This is a genomic window from Sphingobacterium sp. 1.A.4 (assembly GCF_002734245.1).
Lineage (GTDB): Bacteria > Bacteroidota > Bacteroidia > Sphingobacteriales > Sphingobacteriaceae > Sphingobacterium > Sphingobacterium tenebrionis.
Genome location: NZ_PEAZ01000069.1, coordinates 1 through 22,066 on the forward strand (window position 1 = coordinate 1; position 22,066 = coordinate 22,066).

At 43.0% G+C, this 22,066-nt stretch carries 18 protein-coding genes; 10 read left to right on the top strand and 8 right to left on the bottom strand.

Annotated features, from left to right (window positions below; all coding sequences use genetic code 11):
• Nucleotides 1–347: 347 nt before the first annotated feature.
• On the bottom strand, nt 348–1,736 hold the full coding sequence (gene radA, locus CRJ00_RS11895; protein ID WP_099367092.1) for a DNA repair protein RadA: 1,389 nt from the start codon (nt 1,734–1,736) through the stop codon (nt 348–350).
• A gap of 69 nt (nt 1,737–1,805) precedes the next feature.
• Between radA and CRJ00_RS11900 the strand changes: the two genes are divergently transcribed.
• Together CRJ00_RS11900 and CRJ00_RS11905 are read left to right on the top strand one after the other, a co-directional pair.
• Entirely contained in the window at nt 1,806–2,312 is a 507-nt protein-coding gene (locus CRJ00_RS11900) for an RNA polymerase sigma factor (RefSeq protein WP_099367093.1), read from the top strand.
• Entirely contained in the window at nt 2,312–2,941 is a 630-nt protein-coding gene (locus CRJ00_RS11905; protein WP_099367094.1) for a hypothetical protein, read from the top strand. Before CRJ00_RS11900 ends, CRJ00_RS11905 begins: the two co-directional genes overlap by 1 nt.
• 1 nt (nt 2,942) lies before the next feature.
• Here the strand turns inward: CRJ00_RS11905 and CRJ00_RS11910 are convergent, their stop codons facing one another.
• Nucleotides 2,943–4,121 carry a dipeptidase gene (locus CRJ00_RS11910; protein WP_099367095.1) on the bottom strand — a complete coding sequence of 393 codons (1,179 nt, stop codon included), beginning with the start codon at nt 4,119–4,121 and terminating at the stop codon, nt 2,943–2,945.
• Nucleotides 4,118–5,851 carry a serine hydrolase domain-containing protein gene (locus tag CRJ00_RS11915; protein ID WP_099367096.1) on the bottom strand — a complete coding sequence of 578 codons (1,734 nt, stop codon included), beginning with the start codon at nt 5,849–5,851 and terminating at the stop codon, nt 4,118–4,120. The genes CRJ00_RS11910 and CRJ00_RS11915 overlap by 4 nt, the downstream gene beginning before the upstream one ends.
• Nucleotides 5,852–5,938: 87 nt before the next feature.
• Between CRJ00_RS11915 and xseA the strand changes: the two genes are divergently transcribed.
• The 6 genes from xseA to CRJ00_RS11945 are packed head-to-tail and all read left to right on the top strand — an operon-like array spanning nt 5,939 to nt 13,575.
• Nucleotides 5,939–7,210, top strand: a complete 1,272-nt coding sequence (xseA, locus tag CRJ00_RS11920) for an exodeoxyribonuclease VII large subunit (protein ID WP_099367097.1) — start codon at nt 5,939–5,941, stop codon at nt 7,208–7,210.
• Nucleotides 7,200–7,406 (top strand): exodeoxyribonuclease VII small subunit, encoded by a 207-nt coding sequence (gene xseB / locus CRJ00_RS11925; RefSeq protein ID WP_099367098.1) that lies wholly within the window; start codon nt 7,200–7,202, stop codon nt 7,404–7,406. Before xseA ends, xseB begins: the two co-directional genes overlap by 11 nt.
• A 53-nt stretch (nt 7,407–7,459) precedes the next feature.
• Nucleotides 7,460–8,584, top strand: coding sequence for a cytochrome-c peroxidase (locus tag CRJ00_RS11930; RefSeq protein ID WP_099367099.1), 1,125 nt, complete (start codon nt 7,460–7,462; stop codon nt 8,582–8,584).
• A gap of 39 nt (nt 8,585–8,623) precedes the next feature.
• Nucleotides 8,624–11,428, top strand: coding sequence for an excinuclease ABC subunit UvrA (uvrA, locus tag CRJ00_RS11935; RefSeq protein WP_099367100.1), 2,805 nt, complete (start codon nt 8,624–8,626; stop codon nt 11,426–11,428).
• A gap of 16 nt (nt 11,429–11,444) precedes the next feature.
• Nucleotides 11,445–13,085, top strand: coding sequence for an alkaline phosphatase PafA (pafA, locus tag CRJ00_RS11940; RefSeq protein WP_099367101.1), 1,641 nt, complete (start codon nt 11,445–11,447; stop codon nt 13,083–13,085).
• Between the two features lie 46 nt (nt 13,086–13,131).
• Nucleotides 13,132–13,575 carry an RrF2 family transcriptional regulator gene (locus CRJ00_RS11945; protein WP_099367102.1) on the top strand — a complete coding sequence of 148 codons (444 nt, stop codon included), beginning with the start codon at nt 13,132–13,134 and terminating at the stop codon, nt 13,573–13,575.
• Between the two features lie 347 nt (nt 13,576–13,922).
• On the opposite strand, the gene CRJ00_RS11950 is transcribed toward CRJ00_RS11945, so the two are convergent.
• The 5 genes from CRJ00_RS11950 to CRJ00_RS11970 all read right to left on the bottom strand — a co-directional run bounded on the left by CRJ00_RS11950 (nt 13,923) and on the right by CRJ00_RS11970 (nt 19,505).
• A complete protein-coding gene (locus tag CRJ00_RS11950) occupies nt 13,923–15,260 on the bottom strand; it encodes a UDP-N-acetylmuramoyl-tripeptide--D-alanyl-D-alanine ligase (RefSeq protein WP_099367103.1) in 1,338 nt (445 codons plus the stop codon).
• Between the two features lie 80 nt (nt 15,261–15,340).
• Nucleotides 15,341–16,315 (bottom strand): 6-phosphofructokinase, encoded by a 975-nt coding sequence (gene pfkA, locus CRJ00_RS11955; protein WP_099367104.1) that lies wholly within the window; start codon nt 16,313–16,315, stop codon nt 15,341–15,343.
• Nucleotides 16,316–16,365: 50 nt separating this feature from the next.
• A complete protein-coding gene (locus CRJ00_RS11960; protein ID WP_099367105.1) occupies nt 16,366–18,081 on the bottom strand; it encodes a protein-disulfide reductase DsbD family protein in 1,716 nt (571 codons plus the stop codon).
• Between the two features lie 77 nt (nt 18,082–18,158).
• Nucleotides 18,159–18,611 (bottom strand): protein-disulfide reductase DsbD domain-containing protein, encoded by a 453-nt coding sequence (locus CRJ00_RS11965; protein ID WP_099367106.1) that lies wholly within the window; start codon nt 18,609–18,611, stop codon nt 18,159–18,161.
• A gap of 84 nt (nt 18,612–18,695) precedes the next feature.
• Nucleotides 18,696–19,505: a biotin--[acetyl-CoA-carboxylase] ligase gene (locus CRJ00_RS11970; protein WP_099367107.1), complete on the bottom strand. Its 810-nt coding sequence runs from the start codon at nt 19,503–19,505 to the stop codon at nt 18,696–18,698.
• Between the two features lie 48 nt (nt 19,506–19,553).
• On the opposite strand from CRJ00_RS11970, the gene rsfS reads away from it, so the two are divergent.
• The gene (gene rsfS, locus CRJ00_RS11975; protein ID WP_099367108.1) at nt 19,554–19,928 is read left to right on the top strand and encodes a ribosome silencing factor; all 375 of its coding nucleotides are present in this window, start codon (nt 19,554–19,556) and stop codon (nt 19,926–19,928) included.
• Between the two features lie 35 nt (nt 19,929–19,963).
• Nucleotides 19,964–22,042 carry an ATP-dependent zinc metalloprotease FtsH gene (gene ftsH, locus CRJ00_RS11980; protein ID WP_099367109.1) on the top strand — a complete coding sequence of 693 codons (2,079 nt, stop codon included), beginning with the start codon at nt 19,964–19,966 and terminating at the stop codon, nt 22,040–22,042.
• The last annotated feature ends 24 nt before the right edge of the window (nt 22,043–22,066 follow it).

The following is a 22,066-nucleotide window of genomic DNA, read 5'->3' on the forward strand; positions in this document are numbered from 1 at the left end:
GACAGAAATGTCAAAATAATCCTTTGAACAATCAATACCTGTTACCATATTTGTATATCATATTTGTGGATTACAGCAGCTCTTATCATAACTTATCAATCGTAAAAACAGGCTCCTGGCCTAATGAACTGTCCAAGTTTATGATAGGAATAAGAGAGGGGGATTAACATTGCGAAGGGTCTCTCAAGGACCAATGACGATTAAAAATCTTACTCCCTCTCTCGCTGTATCCTAAATGAAATACAAAATTATATTCTGTCTCTTTAATTCCTATAACTTTTCTACAAACTTACGATGACGTAGAGCGCCTCGCAATGACGTAGAGTGCCTCGCAATGACGGATAAAACTACCCAAACAATATCCTGAAAATATCTTCCAATTGCGCTACGGGCCGCACCAATATCCCATACTTCTTCACATCCAAGCCCTTACTATTATACTTCGAAATAAAAATCTGCTCAAAGCCCAATTTCTCAGCTTCCTGAATCCTTTGCTCAATCCTATTCACCGCCCTTATCTCTCCCGATAATCCCACCTCACCCGCAAAAGTAATATTCGCTGGCAAGGCGATATCCTGCTGGGAGGAAATAATTGCCGCAATCACCGCCAGATCAATAGCCGGATCTTCCACCCTTAACCCTCCTGCAATATTTAAAAATACATCCTGCGCACTCAGCCTAAAGCCAAACCTTTTCTCCAATACCGCCAACAACATATTCAACCGTTTTGTATCAAAACCCGTAGAGCTTCGTTGTGGGGTACCAAAAGCTGAATTTGACACCAATGCCTGTACCTCGATCATCAAAGGCCGAATACCCTCCAGCATGGCCGCTACAGCGATCCCACTGACAGGTTCCTCCCGCTGGGACAGCATGATCTCTGAAGGATTGGAAACCTCCCTCAGCCCCGATCCCTGCATCTCATAGATCCCTAATTCCGAGGAAGAACCAAAACGATTCTTCACCGCTCGCAGAATGCGGTACACATGATGCCGGTCGCCTTCAAACTGAAGCACCGTATCCACCATATGTTCCAGCACTTTAGGCCCGGCAATACTGCCATCTTTCGTGATATGCCCTACAATAAAAACCGGGGTATTGGTTTCCTTGGCAAAACGCAATAACTCCGCCGTACATTCCCTTACCTGCGATACAGAACCCGGAGCAGATTCAATCTGCGCGGTATGTAAAGTCTGTATGGAATCTATCACCACCACATTCGGCTCTACCTGATCGATCTGTTTAAAGATGTTCTGCATGGAGGTTTCCGTCAGGATATAACAGTTGGCGTTGGAACTCTGGGAGAGACGTTCCGCCCGCATCTTGATCTGCTGTTCACTTTCCTCCCCGGAGATATATAATGTTTTCACCTGCGGAATGGAAAGGGCAAGTTGCAACATCAGGGTTGATTTACCAATGCCCGGTTCCCCGCCGATCAGGACCAAGGATCCCGGAACGATCCCACCCCCCAAGACGCGGTTGAACTCCTTGTCCGGACTTAAGATCCGTTGCTCTTCCGAATAAACGATTTCATGGATGATTGCCGCTTTGTTGCTGCGTTTATTGGTTCCGGGTACCGTACTGGTACTTCGCCATTCAGGAACCCGAGAGGAACTTTTTTCCACCACTTCTTCCACAAAGCTGTTCCATTGTTTACAGGATGGACATTGTCCTAGCCATTTCGGTGATTCATAACCACAGGATTGACAGAAATATGCTGATTTCGTTTTAGCCATTAAGCGAATTTAAAAAAATGTACCTACAAGTTGTAACATAAGGACTATATTGTCGACAAATAGCCTAAAATGAATACTAACCTGGAGCAAGAATTTGTGGCGCTGCTGGAGGATAACCAAAATATTCTCCACAAGATCTGTAGGCTATATGCCTCAGATGTGGCTTCGCACCAAGATCTTTTCCAAGAGATGGTCATTCAGTTATGGCGGTCATATCCGAAGTTTAAGGGGGATTCCAAATTTTCGACTTGGGCTTACCGGGTTTCCCTGAACACGGCGATTTCCCTCTACCGATCCAAACGCAATAAGATCAGCACGGTGGATTGGGACCAATCATTTGCCAATATCAAATATGAAGAATATAATTCGGAAGAGGAAGAGCAACTGAAATTCCTTTACGATGCTGTCCGACAATTAAACGATATCGACAAGGCCTTGGTCTATATGTATCTGGAGGATAAGGATTACGCAGAGATCTCCGAAACATTGGGTATCTCCGAGGTAAATGCCCGGGTGAAGATGAACCGCATCAAAGGAAAAATAAAAGAAATATTGGCTAAAAAAGGAATCGTATAATGGATGGCTTAGATTTACTGAAACAGCATTGGAATAAGGATGGGGATTTTCCGAAAGTAAATAAGGAGGAGATCCGTCGTATGCTCTATAAAAGCTCCTCATCCCTGGCGAAGTGGATTTTCTTCGTTTCCGTGATTGAGCTATTTTTAGGACTCGCTTTTAATGCTTGGTTCTTTTTCTTTTCAGATGTCGAAACGGGACGTGATACGGATCCTCTTTGGTTGGAGATCATTGATCAATCTATTACGGTCATCTCCTATATCATCACGTTTTATTTTATCTATACCTTCTTCCAGGCTTATTATAAAATTAAGAATACCAACAATACCAAGGATTTATTGAACGATATTTTGGCTTCTCGCAAAACCGTTAACCAGTATATTTCCTTCAATATCTATTTGATTATTGTTTCCTTGGCCATTGGATCGATTTCCTTCATTATCGAAAAGCATATTTTTGATAAAAGTACCGGAGAAATGATGCTTTATGCCATATTTACGATCATTGCCGTAAGTATTATGGGGTTTTTTATCATCAAATTGATGAAATTCTATTTCCGATTGATCTATATCCGATTGGTCAACAAGTTGGATAAAAACTACGATGAATTGGTGCAATTGGAGGATTAAGCTATTTCCTTTCGTTTTCTTTAAGGACCCTTAGAAAATTCAGCCCCATAATCTTTGCGATATCGGCCTTATTATACCCTCTTTCCAATAATGCTTTGGTCAGGTTGGGAAATTTGGAAACATCTTCCAAGCCGATAGGTGCCGAATTAATGCCATCGAAATCAGAACCGATCGCTACATGATCTATGCCTACCTTGGATACCAAATAATCGATATGTTTGAGCACCATTTCCATAGGTGCATCCACCTGTTGTCTCTGTTTCTTGGTCAATTGGGCATACATCTTATCTAGGGATAATTTCTTGGCAGGATCTACTTGATGGTTTTTCTTAAACACTTTTTCCACACGGCTTTTATAGCCGGAATCCAGGAATTCCGAATAAAAATTAACACCTATCACGCCACCATTCTTTTTGAGGGCAGCCAATTGTTGATCGTCCAGGTTCCGGTAATGAGGGGTCAGTGCAGCAGCATTGCTATGGGATACCAATACGGGTTTGCTACTGATTTCCATCACATCATAGAATGTTTTCTTTCCAGCGTGGGAAAGATCAACCATCATCCCCAATTCGTTCATTCTTTTGATGATGGCCCTTCCATTTTCGCTCAATCCTTTTCCTTTATCCCCTTTGGTCTTTACCTCTTCGGCAGCGGCTGTTGCCCAAGGGAGATTGTAATTCCAGGTCAGGGTGAGGTATCGGGCGCCACGATCAAATAATTTATCGAGGTTTTCGATGTTCTCTTCGATCATGTTTCCCCCTTCGATTCCGATCAAGGCGACTATTTTGCCAGCCTGATGAATGCGTTCGATGTCAGCGGAACTCTTCGCCAATTCGATTTTATCTGGATTGTTGTTCAGCAATTTTTCCAACGCATCCAGTTGATCATTGGCATGCTTAAATGCATTTTTCTTCCATTTCTTATCATCAGACCAAACCGCGAATACCTGCACATCAACACCCCCTTCTTTTAATCGAGGAAGGTCGGTATGCCCCGTTTTGATGCGTTTGCCAATATCTAATCCCGGCAGGATACTTTCAATGATGACATCGTTATGGCCATCGATCAACAGGAGCTCTTCATGGATTTTTTTATAATCCTTAGCTAGCTTATTTTCTTGTGCCTTGGCTGTAAGCAGGGCCAGGCAACAGGCGATTAGGCTGAATGATAAGGTTTTCATTTCTTGGCTTTATTGATGGTTTCATAGATCACATCCTGGATCCTAGAGCGGATATTGAGATCCAATAATTTCGTGGACACCTGTGGATGCACGCGGTTGGACAGGAAAATATAGACCAATTGATTCTTCGGATCGATCCAGATACAGGTTCCGGTATAACCGGTATGGCCATAGACGGAACTATTGGCCAGTTTAGAAGGATAACCAGATTTGGAGTTCGGGTCAAAACGGTCGAAGCCCAATCCTCGGCGGCTTGTGGCCGATTGCTTGGAGGTGAAAAGATCTACGGTTTCTGGCTTGAAATAGGTTGCACCACCGTATTCTCCACGGTTCAATAACAATTGTCCATAAATGGCAAGGTCATTCGCGGAGGCAAATAGCCCTGCATGTCCGGCAACTCCACCAGCCATGGCAGCCCCTTCATCATGTACAAAACCTTCCAAAAGGGTTTTACGGAATAGGGTGTCATTTTGGGTTGGAACGATGCGGTTCTTCGCGAACCGTGTCCTTGGGTTATAGCCCGCTGTTTTCATGCCGATCGGACGGTACAGGATCTGTTGTACATATTCCTGCATGGGAACGGAAGTTTCATGCTCTGAAACCTCTTTCATGACATACATGCTGATATCCGAATAGACATAGTTGCCGATCGGTTTTACGGATGATGCCAGCATTTCTGGCCACATGACATCCCTGTAATAATTATTCTTTAAATAGGCATTATCGGCCACTTGAACCTGATGGTTCTCATCGGGGCTATGGACAAGATCGCCCGGTTTCAGGTTCCGGTAGAAGGGAATGAAAGGGGTGAATCCAGCTTCATGCAGCAGGACTGTCCGAAGGGTGATATTGGCTTTATTGCTTTTCTTGGCCTGCCACAGGTAATGGCCCATGGTGCTGTCCAGGTTAATGATCTTCTTTTCCTGCAGGTGCATAACCACAGGGGTGGTACCGCCGATTTTACTTACCGATGCCAGGTCGTAGATATCATGGATGGAATTGGCCTGTTGATTTTCGTAGGTATGGTAGCCATAGGCTTTTTCAAAAATGACCTGTCCGTCTTTAACGGCCATCACGGTCATACCAGGAGCACCTTTTTGTTCGATGGCTTCTTTGGCAATGGCATCGATCTTTTGGGTCATTTCCGCAATGTTCAATCCCGATTGTTTACCCTGGGTATATTGTAAACGGGTCTGTGTGGTCTTGATTTTACCTTCGGTCACACCTAGGCCACCAAAAATGGACATAGCGGCATTGACCTGGCCTTCTGCATCCGTTTCTGGGCTATAGACCAAACTGGCAAAACGACTTAGATTCTGGCTATTGAGCCCGATGTTGGTATAATTCTGGTCGGTTCCAAATCGGCAGAGGATCACATTTTTGTTGTTTACTGCGGATTGTAAGACCATAGCGGCATAATCTGACCTGAAATCACTGGCAGATCCGGCAACGATGATGCTGTTGTAATATTTGGTATTCTCGTCGAAATGCTGAAAATCACTTACCGTTACATCCGCATAGCGCTGAAGCTGTTGGATAAATGGCGCATATTTTTGATTATCCGTGGTTACCACTGCAATGCGATATTGATCTAACTTCTTGAAGGGTAGGATAGACTGTTTGTTATGGATAATCTGTGTTTTATTGACCAATACCTGTTTGTATTGTGCATTGGCGGCTTGGAATAGACATAAAAGCCCTAGGACAGCAAGGTTTATCTTTCGGATCATGTTTGTTTTAGGATTTATACTGTAAATGTACTAATAAAACGCACAAACATGCATTAAGAGCATAGAATAATTGATTATCTTTGAGATATGCCCGAAATCTTAGCTGATAAAACCGTTTTTACCCTATTGGAAGTATCGCGCAGCATCCAGAAAACGATTGCTGAACGGTATAAAAGTCTGTATTGGATAAAGGCAGAGATGAACAAGCTGAACCATTATACCCATTCGGGCCATTGCTATCCCGAACTATTGGAAAAAACCGATGGCAAGGTGGTTGCTGAAATGCGGTCCATCCTTTGGAAAATGGATTATCAACGCATCAATAGGCAATTTATGGAGGTTTTGGGCGAACCCCTTCGCGAAGGGATCACCATGCTTTTTCAAGCGGGCATATCCTATGATCCTTTATATGGATTTTCTTTAAAGATTGTGGACATCGACCCCACCTTTGTCTTAGGGGAACTGGAGAAAGAGAAAAGGGAGAGTATCCGAAAGTTAAAGGCTGAAGGGCTTTACGATGCCAATCGGTCCTTGCCCTTTCCCATGGTGCCCAAACGATTGGCGATCATATCGGTAGAAACCAGTAAAGGGCTATCCGATTTTTTTAAGATCATCCATGGCAATCCTTGGGGCTATACCTTTAGCACGACCTTGTTCCCTGCGCTATTGCAGGGGGATAAATCCATCCCGAGTATCATCAAACAATTGGAGGTGATCGCGGAGCGCATGGAACATTTCGATGCGGTGGCCATTATCCGTGGTGGCGGTGGGGATGTCGGGTTGACTTCCTATAACAATTACCTCTTGGCGAAAGCCATTGCGATATTCCCGATTCCGGTACTGACAGGGATTGGGCATTCCACCAATGAAACCGTGAGCGAAATGGTGGCCTATAAGAATGCGATCACCCCCAGCGAACTGGCGGATTTCCTGCTCCAAAAGTTTCACAATTTTGCTATTCCCGTTGATCAGGCAACCGAAAAGATTATCCGTGCCGCCCGAAAGATCTTTGAGGATGAACACATCAAGCTGGCGAACCTGATCAGTTCCATTTCCTGGAATTCAAAGACCGTTCTGCTGCAGGAGAAGACCAAGATGGAACAGACCAGAAATCAGTTGGCGCAATTGAGCAGAAGAACCATCAAGGATGAACAGTCGGCCTTATTGCAGATGGAACGCATGTTGGCGCTGTTGAACCCGATCCATGTGTTGAAAAGAGGGTTCAGCATCGTGCGATCGAATGGAAAAGCGGTGCATAAATTGGATCAGGCGCAGGTTGGGGATCGATTGGATATTCAGTTGGAGGATGGGAAATTGATAACGGAGGTACTTTCAAAACAAGAACAAGATGGAAAATAAATACACTTACCAAGAGGCTTATGAAGAGCTTCAACAGATCGTGTCGGAGATTGAGTCGGGCGATGTTGCTGTCGATGAATTGACGGTAAAGATTAACCGTGCAACAGCCTTGTTGACCATCTGTAAAGCCAAATTGACAGCCTCGGAAGAAGAGGTCGAAAAACTCCTCAAAAAATTAGAAGAAGAGAAAAATTAGTCTATTATTTAGAATTAGTTTAAATTTGCGGAGGTTTTTCAGAAAAGAACAGCATGAAGAGGATAATGTTCATTGCTTTGGCAATAGGATTGACAGTTTTAAGTACCGCGTTTTTATCAGATAAAGGATTGTCTGATCTGCGTGCGTTATATAGCAAACCTATATCGGAATGGCCAAAACCAACGATCGACTCTGGAGCAAATTGGTCGGAATTTAAATCCCTGCCTAAGCTTGATAGCAGTTATTTCTCATTGATGGAAAAACCGGATGTGAAATTAGGCAAGTTCCTCTTTTTCGATCCGATCCTTTCAGGTTCCAATCAGATTTCCTGTAGCTCCTGCCATAATCCACAGACTTCCTGGGCAGACCATTCTACCGTTCCGGTAGGTCATGACCATTTGGTCGGTACCCGAAATACCCCATCTTTATTGAATGTGTATGCGCGTAAGACCATGTTCTGGGATGGAAGAGCCCATTCCCTGGAAGAGCAGGCTTTAAGCCCGATCGAAGCCCATAATGAGATGGCGATGGACCTGACGAAATTAGTGCCTAAATTGAAGGCTATTCCTGCTTATAAACAATTGTTCATGGAGGCTTTTGGAGAGGAAGATTTCTCCATGCCAGAGATCATGAAAGCTTTGGCCTCTTTTCAGCGTACCTTGACCAGCAGAAGGAGCCGTTTTGATGAGTTCTTGGATGGTAAGCATAATGCCTTGACCGATGATGAGATCGCAGGATTGCACCTCTTCCGGACCAAAGCACGTTGTATGAACTGCCACAATGGACAGTTTATGACCGATGAAGATTTTCATAATATCGGTTTGACCTATTACAAGCGTAAATATGAGGACCTGGGGCGCTATATCGTGACCAAAGATCCGAAAGACGTAGGCAAATTCCGTACACCTTCTTTGCGTGATGTGATGAATACCGACCCTTGGATGCACAATGGCCTGTTCGACAATATGATCGGTGTGCTGAACATGTACAATAGCGGCATGCAGATGAACAACCCGAAAACGGAAGCCCAATTGGCCGATCCGATGCATCCACGCATTGATCCTTTGATGAAGAAACTTGACCTCACAAAAGAGGAAATCCAACAATTGGCCGCCTTCCTACAATCGGTGACCGCCACGAAATACCGCATGAACCGGCCGGAGAAATTACCTCGATAAGGGTAGGAAATTCACGACTTTTGCCTACCTTTGATGGTTATGCAAAAAACTGCAAATCATAGTCCTAGGACACATATTCAGATAAAAGGAGCGCGGGTTAATAATCTTAAAAATATTGATGTTGATATCCCTAAAAACCAGTTGGTGGTGATTACGGGGATGTCCGGTTCCGGGAAATCCTCATTAGCATTTGATACCTTATATGCCGAAGGGCAACGGAGATACGTAGAAAGTCTTTCTTCCTACGCCCGTCAGTTCATGGGCAGGATGAATAAACCGGATGTGGATTACATCAAAGGGATTGCTCCGGCAATTGCCATTGAACAAAAAGTGATCTCCTCCAATCCCCGATCGACGGTAGGTACATCCACCGAGATCTATGATTACCTCAAATTATTGTTTGCCCGTATCGGTAAGACCTACTCGCCCATTTCGGGCAAAGAGGTGAAGAAGGATACGGTGACCCATATTGTGGATCGTCTACTAGCCTATGAGGACGATTCGACCATCACGATTTATAGCCCTTTAATACCGACCAATAAACGGAAGTTAAAGGAAGAATTGTCGCTGCTCTTGCAGAAGGGTTTTGTGCGGATCAAACATCAGGATAGCATACAGAAGATCGAATCGGTACTGGAGAATAAAGAGGTCGCGAATTCAACTTTTAAAGAGGGTGATATCTATATCGTGATCGATCGGATTATGTTGGATCATAGCGATGACACCATCAACCGTTTGGCGGATTCTATCCAAACAGCCTATTTTGAAGGAAAGGGTGAGTGTTTGGTGGAAGTGAACTCGGAGAGTTTCTCCTTTTCGGATAAGTTTGAGCTGGATGGGATGACCTTCGAAGAGCCGACACCTAATTTCTTCAGTTTCAATAATCCTTACGGAGCCTGTAAACGATGTGAAGGTTATGGAAAGATCATTGGAATAGATCCTGATTTGGTTATTCCGGATAAAAGTCGCTCCGTATATGATGGTGCGATTGCGCCTTGGCGTGGGGAGAAGATGGGGCTGTGGTTGGAGAAACTGGTTCGAAATGCACTGAAATTCGATTTTCCGATTCATCGTTCCTATAGCGACCTGACCAAAGCACAGCAGGAGGTATTATGGACAGGGAACAAATATTTCCGCGGCTTAAATGATTTCTTTGCCGAGCTGGAGGAACAGACCTATAAAATCCAATACCGCGTGATGCTTTCCCGCTACCGTGGAAAAACGGATTGTCCGGAATGTAAGGGCACGCGCTTGCGTAAGGATGCGAGTTTTGTAAAGATAAACGATCATTCGATCACCGATATTGTGCTGATGCCTTTGGATGAGGCTTTGGCCTTGTTCCAGTCCCTGAAGCTTTCAGACCATGATGCCATCATTGCCAAAAGGTTATTGGCAGAGATCAACAACAGGCTGCAGTTCTTGAGTGATGTGGGCTTAAGTTACCTGACCTTGAACCGTCTGAGCAATAGTCTTTCGGGAGGGGAATCCCAACGGATCAACCTGGCTACTTCCTTGGGAAGTTCCCTTGTAGGATCCATTTATGTGTTGGATGAACCGAGTATCGGATTGCACCCACGGGATACCCAACGATTGATCGGGGTATTGAAATCCCTTCGCGATGCAGGCAATACCGTGATCGTGGTTGAGCATGAGCAGGAGATGATGGAAGCTGCGGATTACCTGATCGATATTGGCCCTGAAGCGGGGATCAACGGGGGTGAATTGGTATTTGCAGGGACCTATAAAGAAATATTAACGGATAAGAAGAGTTTGACAGGGGAGTATTTGAGCGAGCAGCTTCAAATCCCTGTACCTGATAAAAGAAGAAAATGGAACGAATCCATCCGGGTGCTGGGTGCACGGGAAAATAACCTGAAAGGAATCACGGTAGATTTCCCCTTGAATGTCTTTACGGTCGTTTCGGGGGTATCCGGTTCGGGTAAGACCTCTTTGGTGAAACGGATCTTATACCCTGCTTTGCAAAAGGCGGTGGGTAGTTATTCCGGCGATCAGACGGGTTTGTTTGATGGTCTGGAAGGGGCTATCGATCAGGTAGAACAGGTCGAAATGGTGGATCAGAACCCTATCGGTCGTTCGACACGTTCCAATCCGGTTACCTATGTAAAGGCTTGGGATGAAATCAGGGCCTTGTTTTCCAGTCTTCCAGCGGCTAAGGCCAATGGTTTAAAACCATCAGCTTTCTCCTTCAACGTGGAAGGTGGCCGATGTGAGATCTGTCAGGGTGAAGGGGTCGTGAAGATCGAGATGCAGTTTATGGCGGATATTGTGCTTCCTTGTGAGGCCTGCGATGGTAAACGTTTTAAACAACACGTGTTGGATGTGCAGTACCAAGGGAAATCGGTGTCGGATATTTTGGACCTGAGTGTGGATGAAGCGATCGAATTCTTCGCTGATCAGCCAAAGATCTTGAACAAGCTGAAACCTTTGCAGGAGGTAGGTTTAGGCTACGTGAAGTTGGGTCAATCTTCCAGCACATTGTCTGGCGGTGAAGCGCAAAGGATTAAATTGGCCTCTTTTTTAATAAAAGGGAACAATCAGAAAAAAACTTTGTTTATTTTTGATGAACCTACAACCGGCCTACATTTCCATGATATCAGCAAACTGCTTAAGGCATTTTCAGCATTGATCGAACTGGGCAACTCCGTGCTGGTGATCGAGCACAACCTGGATATGATCAAATCAGCAGATTGGGTTATTGATATTGGTCCTGAAGGAGGTGAGAAGGGGGGTAATCTGGTATTTGCAGGAACACCGGAAGACCTGATAACATGTAATCAATCCTATACGGGTGACTACCTTAAACGTCACCTCATTTCTAAATAAATTAAATACACACATGATGCGTAAAAAATTTAGTTTTCTTTTGTTGCTGGCCTTGTTCAGCAATGTCGTTTCAGCACAAGTAGAAAGGCCTAAATTGGTTGTTGGCTTAATGGTAGACCAAATGCGATGGGACTATCTTTACCGTTTCGCAGATCGTTATGGTAATGATGGTTTTAAAAGATTGCTTCGTGATGGTTTTTCCTGCGAGAACACCCTGATCGATTATGTGCCTACTTTTACGGCTATCGGACATAGCTCCGTTTATACAGGAAGTGTTCCTGCCATACACGGAATTGCGGGTAACGACTGGATCGAGCTACAGACCGGCACGTCGATGTATTGTACACAAGATGATGCGGTAGAGGGTGTTGGGACCAAGGAGAAGGAAGGGAAACAATCCCCAAGAAACCTCTTGGCTTCAACGGTTACCGATCAGTTGAAATTGGCCACCAATTTTCAATCCAAGGTGATCGGTATTGCGATCAAAGATAGGGGAGGAATTTTACCTGCAGGTCACTTTGCTGATGCGGCTTATTGGTTTGAAGCAAATTCGGGCGATTGGATCAGTAGTACTTATTATATGGAGAACCTGCCGAATTGGGTGCAGGATTTCAATAAGCAGAAATTGGCGGAGAAGTTGTTGAAGCAGGATTGGAATACTTTATATCCGATCGAAACCTATAAGAACAACAGTGTGGATGATGATAATGTGTATGAAGGCAAATGGGCAGGGGAGGAAACTCCGACATTTCCGCGCAAAACTTCGTTGTTGATGAAGGATGCGGGTTATGAACTGATCAAAACCACGCCTTTCGGAAATACATTTACCTTAGATTTTGCGAAAGAAGCGATCAAGCAGGAGAATCTAGGCAAGAATCCGACAAAGGCTACAGATTTTCTAGCGGTGAGTCTTTCGGCTACGGATTACGTGGGACACCGTTATTCGCTTTCTTCGGTGGAGATTGAGGATATCTATCTTCGTTTGGACCAAGAATTGGCTGAATTCTTCAATTACTTGGATAAAACTGTTGGCAAGGGGAATTATACATTCTTCCTTACAGCAGACCATGCAGCTTCCTATAACTCCCGTTATTTTATGGATATGCGTGGTAATGGGGGCTATTTCTTTTCTCGCCAGATCATGCGTAATCTGAACGAACAGTTGCAGGCTGAATTCGGAGTGGATAAGATCGTTTCCAGTTTGATGAACTATCAGGTTCATTTGAATTATGGCTTGATTGAAAAACAGAAATTGGACGAAGAGAAGATCAAGAAGTCGATCATCAAGATGCTGCGTCATGAGGATGGAGTTGCATTTGTAGTGGATATGGAAGGTGGTGAGAATATGATGATTCCAGCTCAGCTGCGCGAGAAGATCGTGAATGGCTATAACAGGAAACGTAGTGGAGCGATTCAGATCATTACGGAACCGCAATGGTATGACGGAACGCCAAGATCTACCGGAACCACCCATGGTACCTGGACGCCTTATGATTCGCATATTCCATTGGTTTTTATGGGTTGGGGTGTGAATAAGGGCAAAACGAATAAAATGGTGCACATTACAGATATTGCGCCTACAATCAGTGCGCTATTGCACGTGATGGAACCAAATGGTTCTATAGGGCAGCCTATTGTGGAGGTCTTACAGAAATAGTCCTTAAATTTTCATATTTTTGAGGATAAGCTAGTAGAGGAAAAATATGCTATCGAAGAAAACAAAATACGCTATCAAAGCCCTAATGGTATTGGGAAGGAATTATGGAAAGGAGCCTATACAGATCGGAAAGATTGCGGAGGAGGAACGTATTCCGAAGAAATTCTTGGAACAGATACTATTGGAGATGCGCAATGCGGGGATTTTGTATTCCAAGAAGGGCGCTGGGGGTGGTTATAGCTTGAACAAGGCGCCAGAGGATATTTACCTATCGCAGGTGATGCGTTTGGTGGATGGTCCGATTGCGTTGTTGCCTTGTGTGAGTTTGAATTTTTACCGCTCTTGTGAGGAATGTGTGGAAGAGCATGCTTGTGGGATTCGGGATACGTTTATTGAGGTGAGGAATGCGATGCTACAGATCTTGAATGATACTAGTATTTTGAATTTGATTAATAAGGAGAAGGAATTGAATTTGGAGACGGGAAGGTAGATTTCTTTGTCATTGCGTTATATATGGCATTACGTTATACTCGTCATTACGTTATACTCGTCATTGGGATATATTCGTCATTGCGAGGAGGTACGACGAAGCAATCTTCCCGCATGTCATGCTGAGCGAAGTCGAAGCATCTGTTCGTAAGTAACCGTACAGATCCTTCGACTACGCTCAGGATGACAAAGACTATGCTCAGCATTACAAAGTCCAAAGATTGCTTCGTTCCTCGCAATGACGTTTTAAAACTTCACAATGATTGCGTCGACCTCGCAATGACGTTATAAAGCCTTGCAAAAACGGAGGCGACCACACAATGAAGTTAAAAGTGCAACCCCGTATTTCTACAAAACTTCCATTAACCTTTCAAATGCCATCCCGCGAGAGGCTTTCAACAAAATCATAAAATCCTTTATCGGATCTTTAACCAAAGCCGCTTTTGCTTCTTCCGTTGTTTCATAAAATTCAACCGCTTTTGTTTCATCAACCATCACGTTCTCCAAAACCTCATCCCTCAATCCAAAAAAAGCTTTCCCTACAAAAATCAACCTATCCAGTCCAACAGCTTTAGCTGCTGCAATGACCTTCCTATGCTCCTCCACACTCTGATCCCCCATTTCGAACATATCGCCCAATATCGCCGCTTTCCTCTCTGCCTTGATCACCTTAATATTTTCAATCGCCGCTGCCATACTACTCGCATTCGCATTATAATAATCAGCGATAATAGTATTATCATCAGTTTTAGTAATCTGTGAACGATTGTTCTGAGGCACATATCCCTCCAGCCCTGCATTGATCTCCTCCGCACTTAATCCAAAATGCAATCCAACAGCAACAGCAGCCAACATATTCTCCGTATTATAAGCCCCCGTTAAATGCGTATTCACCTCATGCGTTCCATTCTCCCCCCGCTCTTTCCAAAAAATAGTCAATAATGGATCAGCAACAACCAATCCTCCTTGAATATCATTCTTATCCGAAAAACCGTAATGCACCATATCATTCAACTTCCTATCCTTCGCCATCTTCATCAGAAACTCATTATCCCCCTGAACAAAAACCTGCCCATTATGCTCCTTCAGGTAATCATAAAGCTCTCCTTTGGTCTTCATCACTCCCTCAAAAGAACCAAACCCTTCCAGATGAGCCTTGCCCACATTGGTGATGAGACCATGGCTTGGCTGCGCGATATGACATAGAAATTCAATTTCTCCCTGATGATTAGCACCCATTTCAATAATGGCCAGTTCCAGATCCTTTGGTAAGGAAAGAATAGTCAAAGGAACACCGATATGGTTGTTCAGGTTTCCCTTCGTAGCAAAAGCCTTGAATTTTTGGGAAAGGACGCTGTATAACAATTCCTTGCTGGTAGTTTTACCATTTGTACCCGTAATCCCCACAAAAGGGATATCCAATTGTTTCCGATGATGGGTAGCCAAGGCCTGCAAACTGCTTAACACATCCTCTACCAGGATATAAGCGGGGCCATCCTGAACATATTCCCGATCATCCAGCACCACATATTTAGCCCCTGCCTCCAATGCTTTTTCGGCAAAGGTATTCCCATTAAAAGATTCCCCTTTAAGGGCAAAAAATATACAGTCTTTAGTGATCTGACGCGTATCCGTACAGATGGTTGGATAGTCTAGGTAGATTTGATAAAGTTCAGCTATTTGCATCTCCAAAAATTTTAAACAAAGGTATAAAATAAAAAATCCCGTTTCTTTTTTGGAAACGGGATTTCAGGTATTTTTTTTCCTTACAAGGAAAGGATTTCAACTATCCGGGTAAGGTTGGTATTGATTTTATCAATATGCTTGATGGCTTTGTTGAACGGGGTAAATTGTACATTTCCACAGATCAATCCGGCCATTTCGCCTTTACGACCTTCGAGTAGTCCTTCTACCGCGGCAACACCCAAACGGCTAGCTAACACACGGTCCATACAGGTTGGTGATCCACCGCGTTGGATATGTCCCAAAATGGAAACACGAACATCATAAGCAGGGAAGTTGGCCTTGATTTTCTCAGCAACGACCAATCCACCTTCTTTATCACCTTCAGCAACGATGATGATACGGGATGATTTGTTCTTTCTGGTTTTATCCAGACGTTTCATGATGGCATCATAATCCACTTCCAGTTCTGGGATAAGCACGGCTTCAGCACCAGTACTGATTCCTGAACGTAAAGCGATCAGACCGGAGTCGCGACCCATCACTTCCACCACAAATAGGCGGTCGTGGGACTCTGCGGTATCACGGATCTTATCTACAGCATCCACAACTGTGTTGATGGCTGTATCATAACCGATCGTAAAGTCTGTACCATTCAAGTCATTATCGATGGTGCCGGGCATACCAATAATAGGAATATCAAATTCTTCAATGAATTTGGATGCTCCCGTAAAGGTTCCGTCTCCACCAATAACCACTAAGGCATCAATATCATGTTTTTTAAGGTTTTCGTAAGCTTGTTTTCTTCCTTCGACAGTTCTGAATTCATCACTTCTTGCTGTTTTCAGGATGGTACCACCACGTTGGATGATATTGGCTACAGATTTAGCATCCATCGCAATAATATCGCCCTGAACCATGCCATCATATCCTCTACGGATACCAAACATGTTCATTCCATGATAAATACCTGAACGGATAACAGCACGGATACCGGCATTCATACCTGGAGAATCACCTCCAGAAGTTAAAACGGCAATGTTTTTAATGTTACTCATATGCCAAATATACCGATTTACTTACGTTTAAAAAGTATGATTATGTTAACTTATTTCGCGTTGTATTTATCCAAACCTGATTGCAAGAATGCTTTGTAGCTAGCAATATCGTAATCCGCTCCACTGGTTGGAACCAATAATTCACCATTATTATCCAATATAGCATATAAAGGTTGTGAATTGGAGTTGAAACGCTCGATCTGTAGTTCCGAATTCTTCTTACTTACTTTGGTTACTTTTTTACCCGTGATTTTAGAGGTGTAATGCTCAGATTCCGGTAATTCCAAAGCACTATCATCCACATAAAGTTCAACTAGGATAAATTTCTCATTGATCATGGCTTTTACGCTTGGATCAGACCAAACGGTTGCTTCCATCTTACGACAGTTTACACAGTTCCAACCTGTGAAATCGACCATAAGCGGTTTGTTCTGCGCTTTTGCTGCTGCTAAAGCTTCATCATAATCGTAATATGGATCCATTCCTTTCAAGGTTGTTCTTGGATGGAAATGGCTATAATATTTTCGGCTGGACGCATCGGCAGCACCTGCAGGAGCTGCATGACCTCCACCGCCACCGGCAGAGATATCAAAATCTTGGGTTCCGATCGGAGGAAGGAATGCTGAAATAGATTTCAACGGTGCTCCCCACATACCAGGTACCATATACATCACAAAGGAGAATACGATAATGGCCAAGATCGTTCTTGGAACCGACATGAATTTCAGGTCGCTATCATGCGAGAATTTGATTTTTCCGATCAGGTATAGACCCATCAAGCCAAAGATCACGATCCATAATGCTAGGAATACCTCACGGTCTAGGAATTGCCAGTTGTAGGCCAAATCGACATTCGAAAGGAATTTTAAGGCCAAAGCTAACTCTAAGAAACCTAATACCACTTTCACACTGTTTAACCAACCCCCTGATTTAGGCATTGATTTCAACAGGGATGGGAACATCGCAAATAGTACGAAAGGAATAGCTAATGCGATCGAGAATCCCAACATACCAATGGCAGGGCCTAAGCGATCACCTTTTGTAGCCGCATCAACCAATAATGTACCAATAATTGGTCCTGTACAGGAGAATGATACTACCGCTAAACTTGCGGACATAAAGAAAAGACCTATCAATCCACCTTTGTCTGATTTTGCATCAATTTTGTTGACAAAAGAACTTGGAAGGGTAATTTCGAATGCTCCTAAGAAAGAAGCTGCAAATACCACCAAGAGTAGGAAGAATAGGAAATTGAATATACCATTTGTAGAGAGGACATTCAGGGCATCGGCACCGAAAGCGATGGTAATCAACATACCTAAGGCTACATAGATTACGATGATGAATAATCCGTAAAGGAAGGCTTGTTGAACAGCTTGTGCTGTGCTTCCTGATTTTTTGGTGAAGAAACTTACGGTCAAAGGAACCATTGGGAAGATACATGGCATTAAGAATGCAATAAATCCACCGATTAGCCCTTTAATGAAAATCCCCCACATGCTGGTGTCTTCCCCATCTGCATCAGATGGAGCAGCGGCAACAGTTGTAGTAGTTGTGTCTTGTGCACTGGTATCCTGACCATCGGAGAATTCTAGATCTCCAACATCAGTTAGCAATGTGTCATCAGATGTCGTTTGTTCTTCCCCCGAACTGAACTCGATATCATCTGTATTGATTAAAGAATCTTGTGAAAAACCTGCTAGAGGTGTGGTTAATGAAAGTAAAAGCCAACATGTGGCAATTAAAATATGTTTTAAATTGAACATAATTGTTAGTTTATCGCGGCAAAGCTAAGAAAAAGGCAGGGAACCCTGCCTTTTTAGATAAGATATTTTATAATATTTTACTTGATTGTTACAGCAAATTCGTACTCATCTGGTGGAAGACAACGTTCTTTGTCACATACCATGAAGGTAGCAGTACCTTTAACTTTGGTAGGTTTACCATTAGCTAAATTAACTTTTTGTTGGAAAATCACTTCTCCGTTGTAGTAAGGAACATTCATTTTGAAGGTTTCCTCGTACTTAGATTTTGGTGCTTTCGCTGCAACTTTACCGTTTAATTTTGCACCATTGTCTGCAGTGATGTTGAATTCGGTAGCAATTGGGCCTCCTTCAGGAACACTTAACCCGTAGATATGCCATCCTTCATCTACTTTCGCTTTGATAAAAACAACCGCTTCCTTAGCGTTGATTTTCTTCGTAGCAACCGACCATTCTACTGGTTTCAATACCTGCGCAAATGCACCTGAAATGGCGAATAGTACGAAGGCAATTAATAAATTTATTTTTTTCATAAAAAACCGTTTGTGTAATTGACTATTAATTTTTAATATAGTTTAATTCAAAGTTAGAATAATATGTTTCAAAGTTTGTCATATTTAGTTATTTTTTTTTCGAGTGTAATCAATTTTTTGCAAATGAAATACGACTTCTTTGAACTGGTAACTTTTTAACTCACTGGCACTTTCTATATATATAAGGCCATTTCTGTCCACTTTTCTGATTATTCCTTCGAATTGTATATCATTAGACGTGTAAATAGCTGGAATGTCCCTTTGAAAAAGTAATTTGTTGTAAAGATTCAATAATTCCTCTTCTGTAATTTTCTCCGATTTAAAAGCATCGTATTTATTTTGAATGGATTGCAGGAGCTCTTCGCATGCTTTTACCAGATCGTGGATTTCATTTCCGGTCTCTTTTAAAATAGAACTGGCGGTTGCTTTGATTTCCTCTGGAAATTCCTGTTGATTGACGTTGATGCCTATGCCTATTATGGCATGGTTTATCGCTTTCGAGGTACTACTGTTCTCGATCAGGATTCCCGCTATTTTTTTTCCGTTCAAGAGGATATCGTTCGGCCATTTAATTTCTGCATCAATTTGAAGACTTTTCAACCAATCGATGATCCCTAAACTGATCAGCATATTCAACAGGAAATGATCTTGCAAGCTTAGGAATTTTGGATAGAGCAAGATGCTTACGGTGATGTTTTTATTTGGCGGAACGGTCCATACATTGCCTCTTTGGCCTCTTCCATGGGTCTGATGCCTTGCCATTATGGCAGTCCATTCTGGTAATGGCTTGAAATTTGACAGTTGAGATTTTAAATAATCATTTGTTGAGCCAATTTGCTCCAAAACAATTATCTTTTGGCGTAGTGAATCTCCCGAAAATGTGTTATTTTGCAAAAAGAAAGAGTTTTAATAAAATATTTATCAAAAGTATAATATTTCTTAATGAGTAAAAACAAAAAAGGTTCCTTATCAGAAAAGCTTGCAGACATTGTGATTCATGGGATGCAGGAAAAAAAAGGAAACGAAATAGTGCGGTTGGATATGCGGGAAGTTAATGGGACATTGTCCGATTATTTTGTAATCTGCCATGCCGACTCCACGGCACAAGTAAATGCTATCGCAAAAAGTGTAGAAGACGAAGTTTATAAGGCTTTTAACCAAGATCCATGGCATAAAGAAGGCCAAGGAAATGGGGAATGGATTTTATTGGACTTTGTGGATGTCGTAGTTCACATTTTCCAAACGGAAAAACGTTCGCATTATCGGATGGAAGACCTTTGGGGCGATGCAGAAGCAAGCAGCTATCAGAGCGCTTAAGAATTGATTGTATAGAAACGTAGTATAGAGAATAAATGAAGAAAGTTCCAAGTAAGAAGATTACGCCAATGCCACCAAAATTTAATATGATATGGCTTTGGATAGCAATTTTTATTGGTTTTTTTGGGCTCCAGTATTTGTTTAGTGGCGAGGGAGCTAAAAAGATAACCTATAAAGAATTTGAAACGAAATCCCTGATCCCAGGTGATGTCGATAAATTGATTGCCTATAAAAATGGGGAATTGTGGGATGTGGAAGTATATATTAAGCAAGATCGTTTAGCAGAAGAGAAATATAAGGATGTTGCTCCAAAAGGCAATTCATTAAACTTCACTAAAACGCAAATCCCACAATATGTATTTTCGGAAGCAAATGCCGAGGCATTAGAGAATAAATTAAAAGCATCACAGGATAGCCTAGCGGCTAACCAACCACGTGTTGGAGTTAGCTTCGAAGACCGTTCAAACCCTTGGGCGGGATGGTTCGTATCCTTCATGTTGCCATTGTTGATCATTGTTGCCATCTGGATTTTCTTGATGCGCAGAATGAACGGTGGAGCAGGAGGTGGCGGCGGTGCCATTTTTAATATCGGTAAATCGAAAGCCCAACTTTTCGACAAAGAATCTCAGATCAACATCACCTTTAACGATGTTGCTGGATTGGAAGAGGCAAAACAAGAGGTCATGGAAATCGTTGATTTCTTGAAAAACCCGAAGAAATATACCGATTTAGGAGGTAAGATTCCTAAAGGAGCGTTATTGGTTGGCCCTCCGGGAACCGGTAAAACCTTGTTGGCGAAAGCGGTAGCAGGCGAAGCGCAAGTGCCTTTCTTCTCCTTGTCAGGTTCTGACTTCGTGGAGATGTTCGTAGGTGTTGGAGCATCCCGTGTTCGCGATTTGTTCAAGCAAGCAAAAGAAAAAGCGCCATGTATCATCTTTATTGATGAGATCGATGCGATCGGTCGTGCTCGTGGAAAGAATTCCATTATGGGCGGAAATGATGAGCGTGAAAACACGTTGAACCAGTTATTGGTGGAGATGGATGGTTTCGGAACCAACGTTGGGGTGATCATCCTGGCGGCTACCAACCGTTTAGATGTACTGGATTCGGCTTTATTGCGTCCAGGACGTTTTGATAGACAGATTTCGATCGATAAACCAGATTTGATCGGTCGTGAACATATCTTTAATGTACACTTGAAGCCATTGAAATTGGCGGAAGAGGTTGATGCGAAGAAATTATCGGCACAGACCCCAGGTTTTGCTGGTGCAGAGATTGCGAACGTATGTAACGAGGCAGCCTTGATTGCGGCTCGTAAGAACAAGAAAGCAATCGAGATGCAAGATTTCCAAGATGCGATTGACCGCGTAATTGGTGGTTTGGAGAAAAAGAATAAAATCATCTCTCCAGATGAGAAAAAGATCGTGGCTTACCACGAGGCAGGTCACGCGATTGCAGGTTGGTTCCTGGAACATGCGGATCCTTTGGTTAAAGTTTCTATTGTTCCACGTGGAGTTGCTGCCTTAGGCTATGCCCAATATCTGCCAAAAGAGCAGTTCTTATACACCACTGAGCAGTTGATTGACAGTATGTGTATGACAATGGGTGGTCGTGTTGCGGAGGATATTACTTTTGGAAGAATATCTACCGGTGCACAGAACGACTTAGAGCGTATCACCAAATTGGCTTATGCAATGACAGCGGTTTACGGTATGAACCACAAAGTGGGTAATGTCTCTTTCCGTGATAGCTCTGGCGATAGCCAATTCCAAAAACCATATTCCGATCAAACGGCAGAGTTGATCGATGATGAGGTGAGAACATTGATCTCTGAAGTTTACGAGCGTACGAAACAATTGTTGCTGGAGAAACAAGAGGGATTGATCAGAATCGCAGAGAAATTATTGGAAAAAGAAATCCTTTTCCAAGCAGATCTGGAGGAAATCTTAGGAAAGCGTCCATTTGCCAATAAAACCACTTACGATGAATTCGTGAATGGTGGGGCTGATGGTGGCGGTGTTCCTCAAACGGATCTTCCGATTCCGACAGGCGATGTGGATGATGCAGAACAAGCAGCAGACAACAAGCCTAATACAAATTCTGAAAATATTTAATCAAATAATCATAACAGACAAGGC

Coding starts and splice junctions, on each gene's coding strand:
- radA (WP_099367092.1), bottom strand. CDS start 1,736: ATGGCTAAAACGAAATCAGCATATTTCTGTCAATCCTGTGGTTATGAA.
- CRJ00_RS11900 (WP_099367093.1), top strand. CDS start 1,806: ATGAATACTAACCTGGAGCAAGAATTTGTGGCGCTGCTGGAGGATAAC.
- CRJ00_RS11910 (WP_099367095.1), bottom strand. CDS start 4,121: ATGAAAACCTTATCATTCAGCCTAATCGCCTGTTGCCTGGCCCTGCTT.
- CRJ00_RS11905 (WP_099367094.1), top strand. CDS start 2,312: ATGGATGGCTTAGATTTACTGAAACAGCATTGGAATAAGGATGGGGAT.
- ftsH (WP_099367109.1), top strand. CDS start 19,964: ATGAAGAAAGTTCCAAGTAAGAAGATTACGCCAATGCCACCAAAATTT.
- uvrA (WP_099367100.1), top strand. CDS start 8,624: ATGCAAAAAACTGCAAATCATAGTCCTAGGACACATATTCAGATAAAA.
- CRJ00_RS11960 (WP_099367105.1), bottom strand. CDS start 18,081: ATGTTCAATTTAAAACATATTTTAATTGCCACATGTTGGCTTTTACTT.
- CRJ00_RS11945 (WP_099367102.1), top strand. CDS start 13,132: ATGCTATCGAAGAAAACAAAATACGCTATCAAAGCCCTAATGGTATTG.
- xseB (WP_099367098.1), top strand. CDS start 7,200: ATGGAAAATAAATACACTTACCAAGAGGCTTATGAAGAGCTTCAACAG.
- CRJ00_RS11965 (WP_099367106.1), bottom strand. CDS start 18,611: ATGAAAAAAATAAATTTATTAATTGCCTTCGTACTATTCGCCATTTCA.
- CRJ00_RS11930 (WP_099367099.1), top strand. CDS start 7,460: ATGAAGAGGATAATGTTCATTGCTTTGGCAATAGGATTGACAGTTTTA.
- rsfS (WP_099367108.1), top strand. CDS start 19,554: ATGAGTAAAAACAAAAAAGGTTCCTTATCAGAAAAGCTTGCAGACATT.
- pfkA (WP_099367104.1), bottom strand. CDS start 16,315: ATGAGTAACATTAAAAACATTGCCGTTTTAACTTCTGGAGGTGATTCT.
- xseA (WP_099367097.1), top strand. CDS start 5,939: ATGCCCGAAATCTTAGCTGATAAAACCGTTTTTACCCTATTGGAAGTA.
- pafA (WP_099367101.1), top strand. CDS start 11,445: ATGCGTAAAAAATTTAGTTTTCTTTTGTTGCTGGCCTTGTTCAGCAAT.
- CRJ00_RS11915 (WP_099367096.1), bottom strand. CDS start 5,851: ATGATCCGAAAGATAAACCTTGCTGTCCTAGGGCTTTTATGTCTATTC.
- CRJ00_RS11950 (WP_099367103.1), bottom strand. CDS start 15,260: ATGCAAATAGCTGAACTTTATCAAATCTACCTAGACTATCCAACCATC.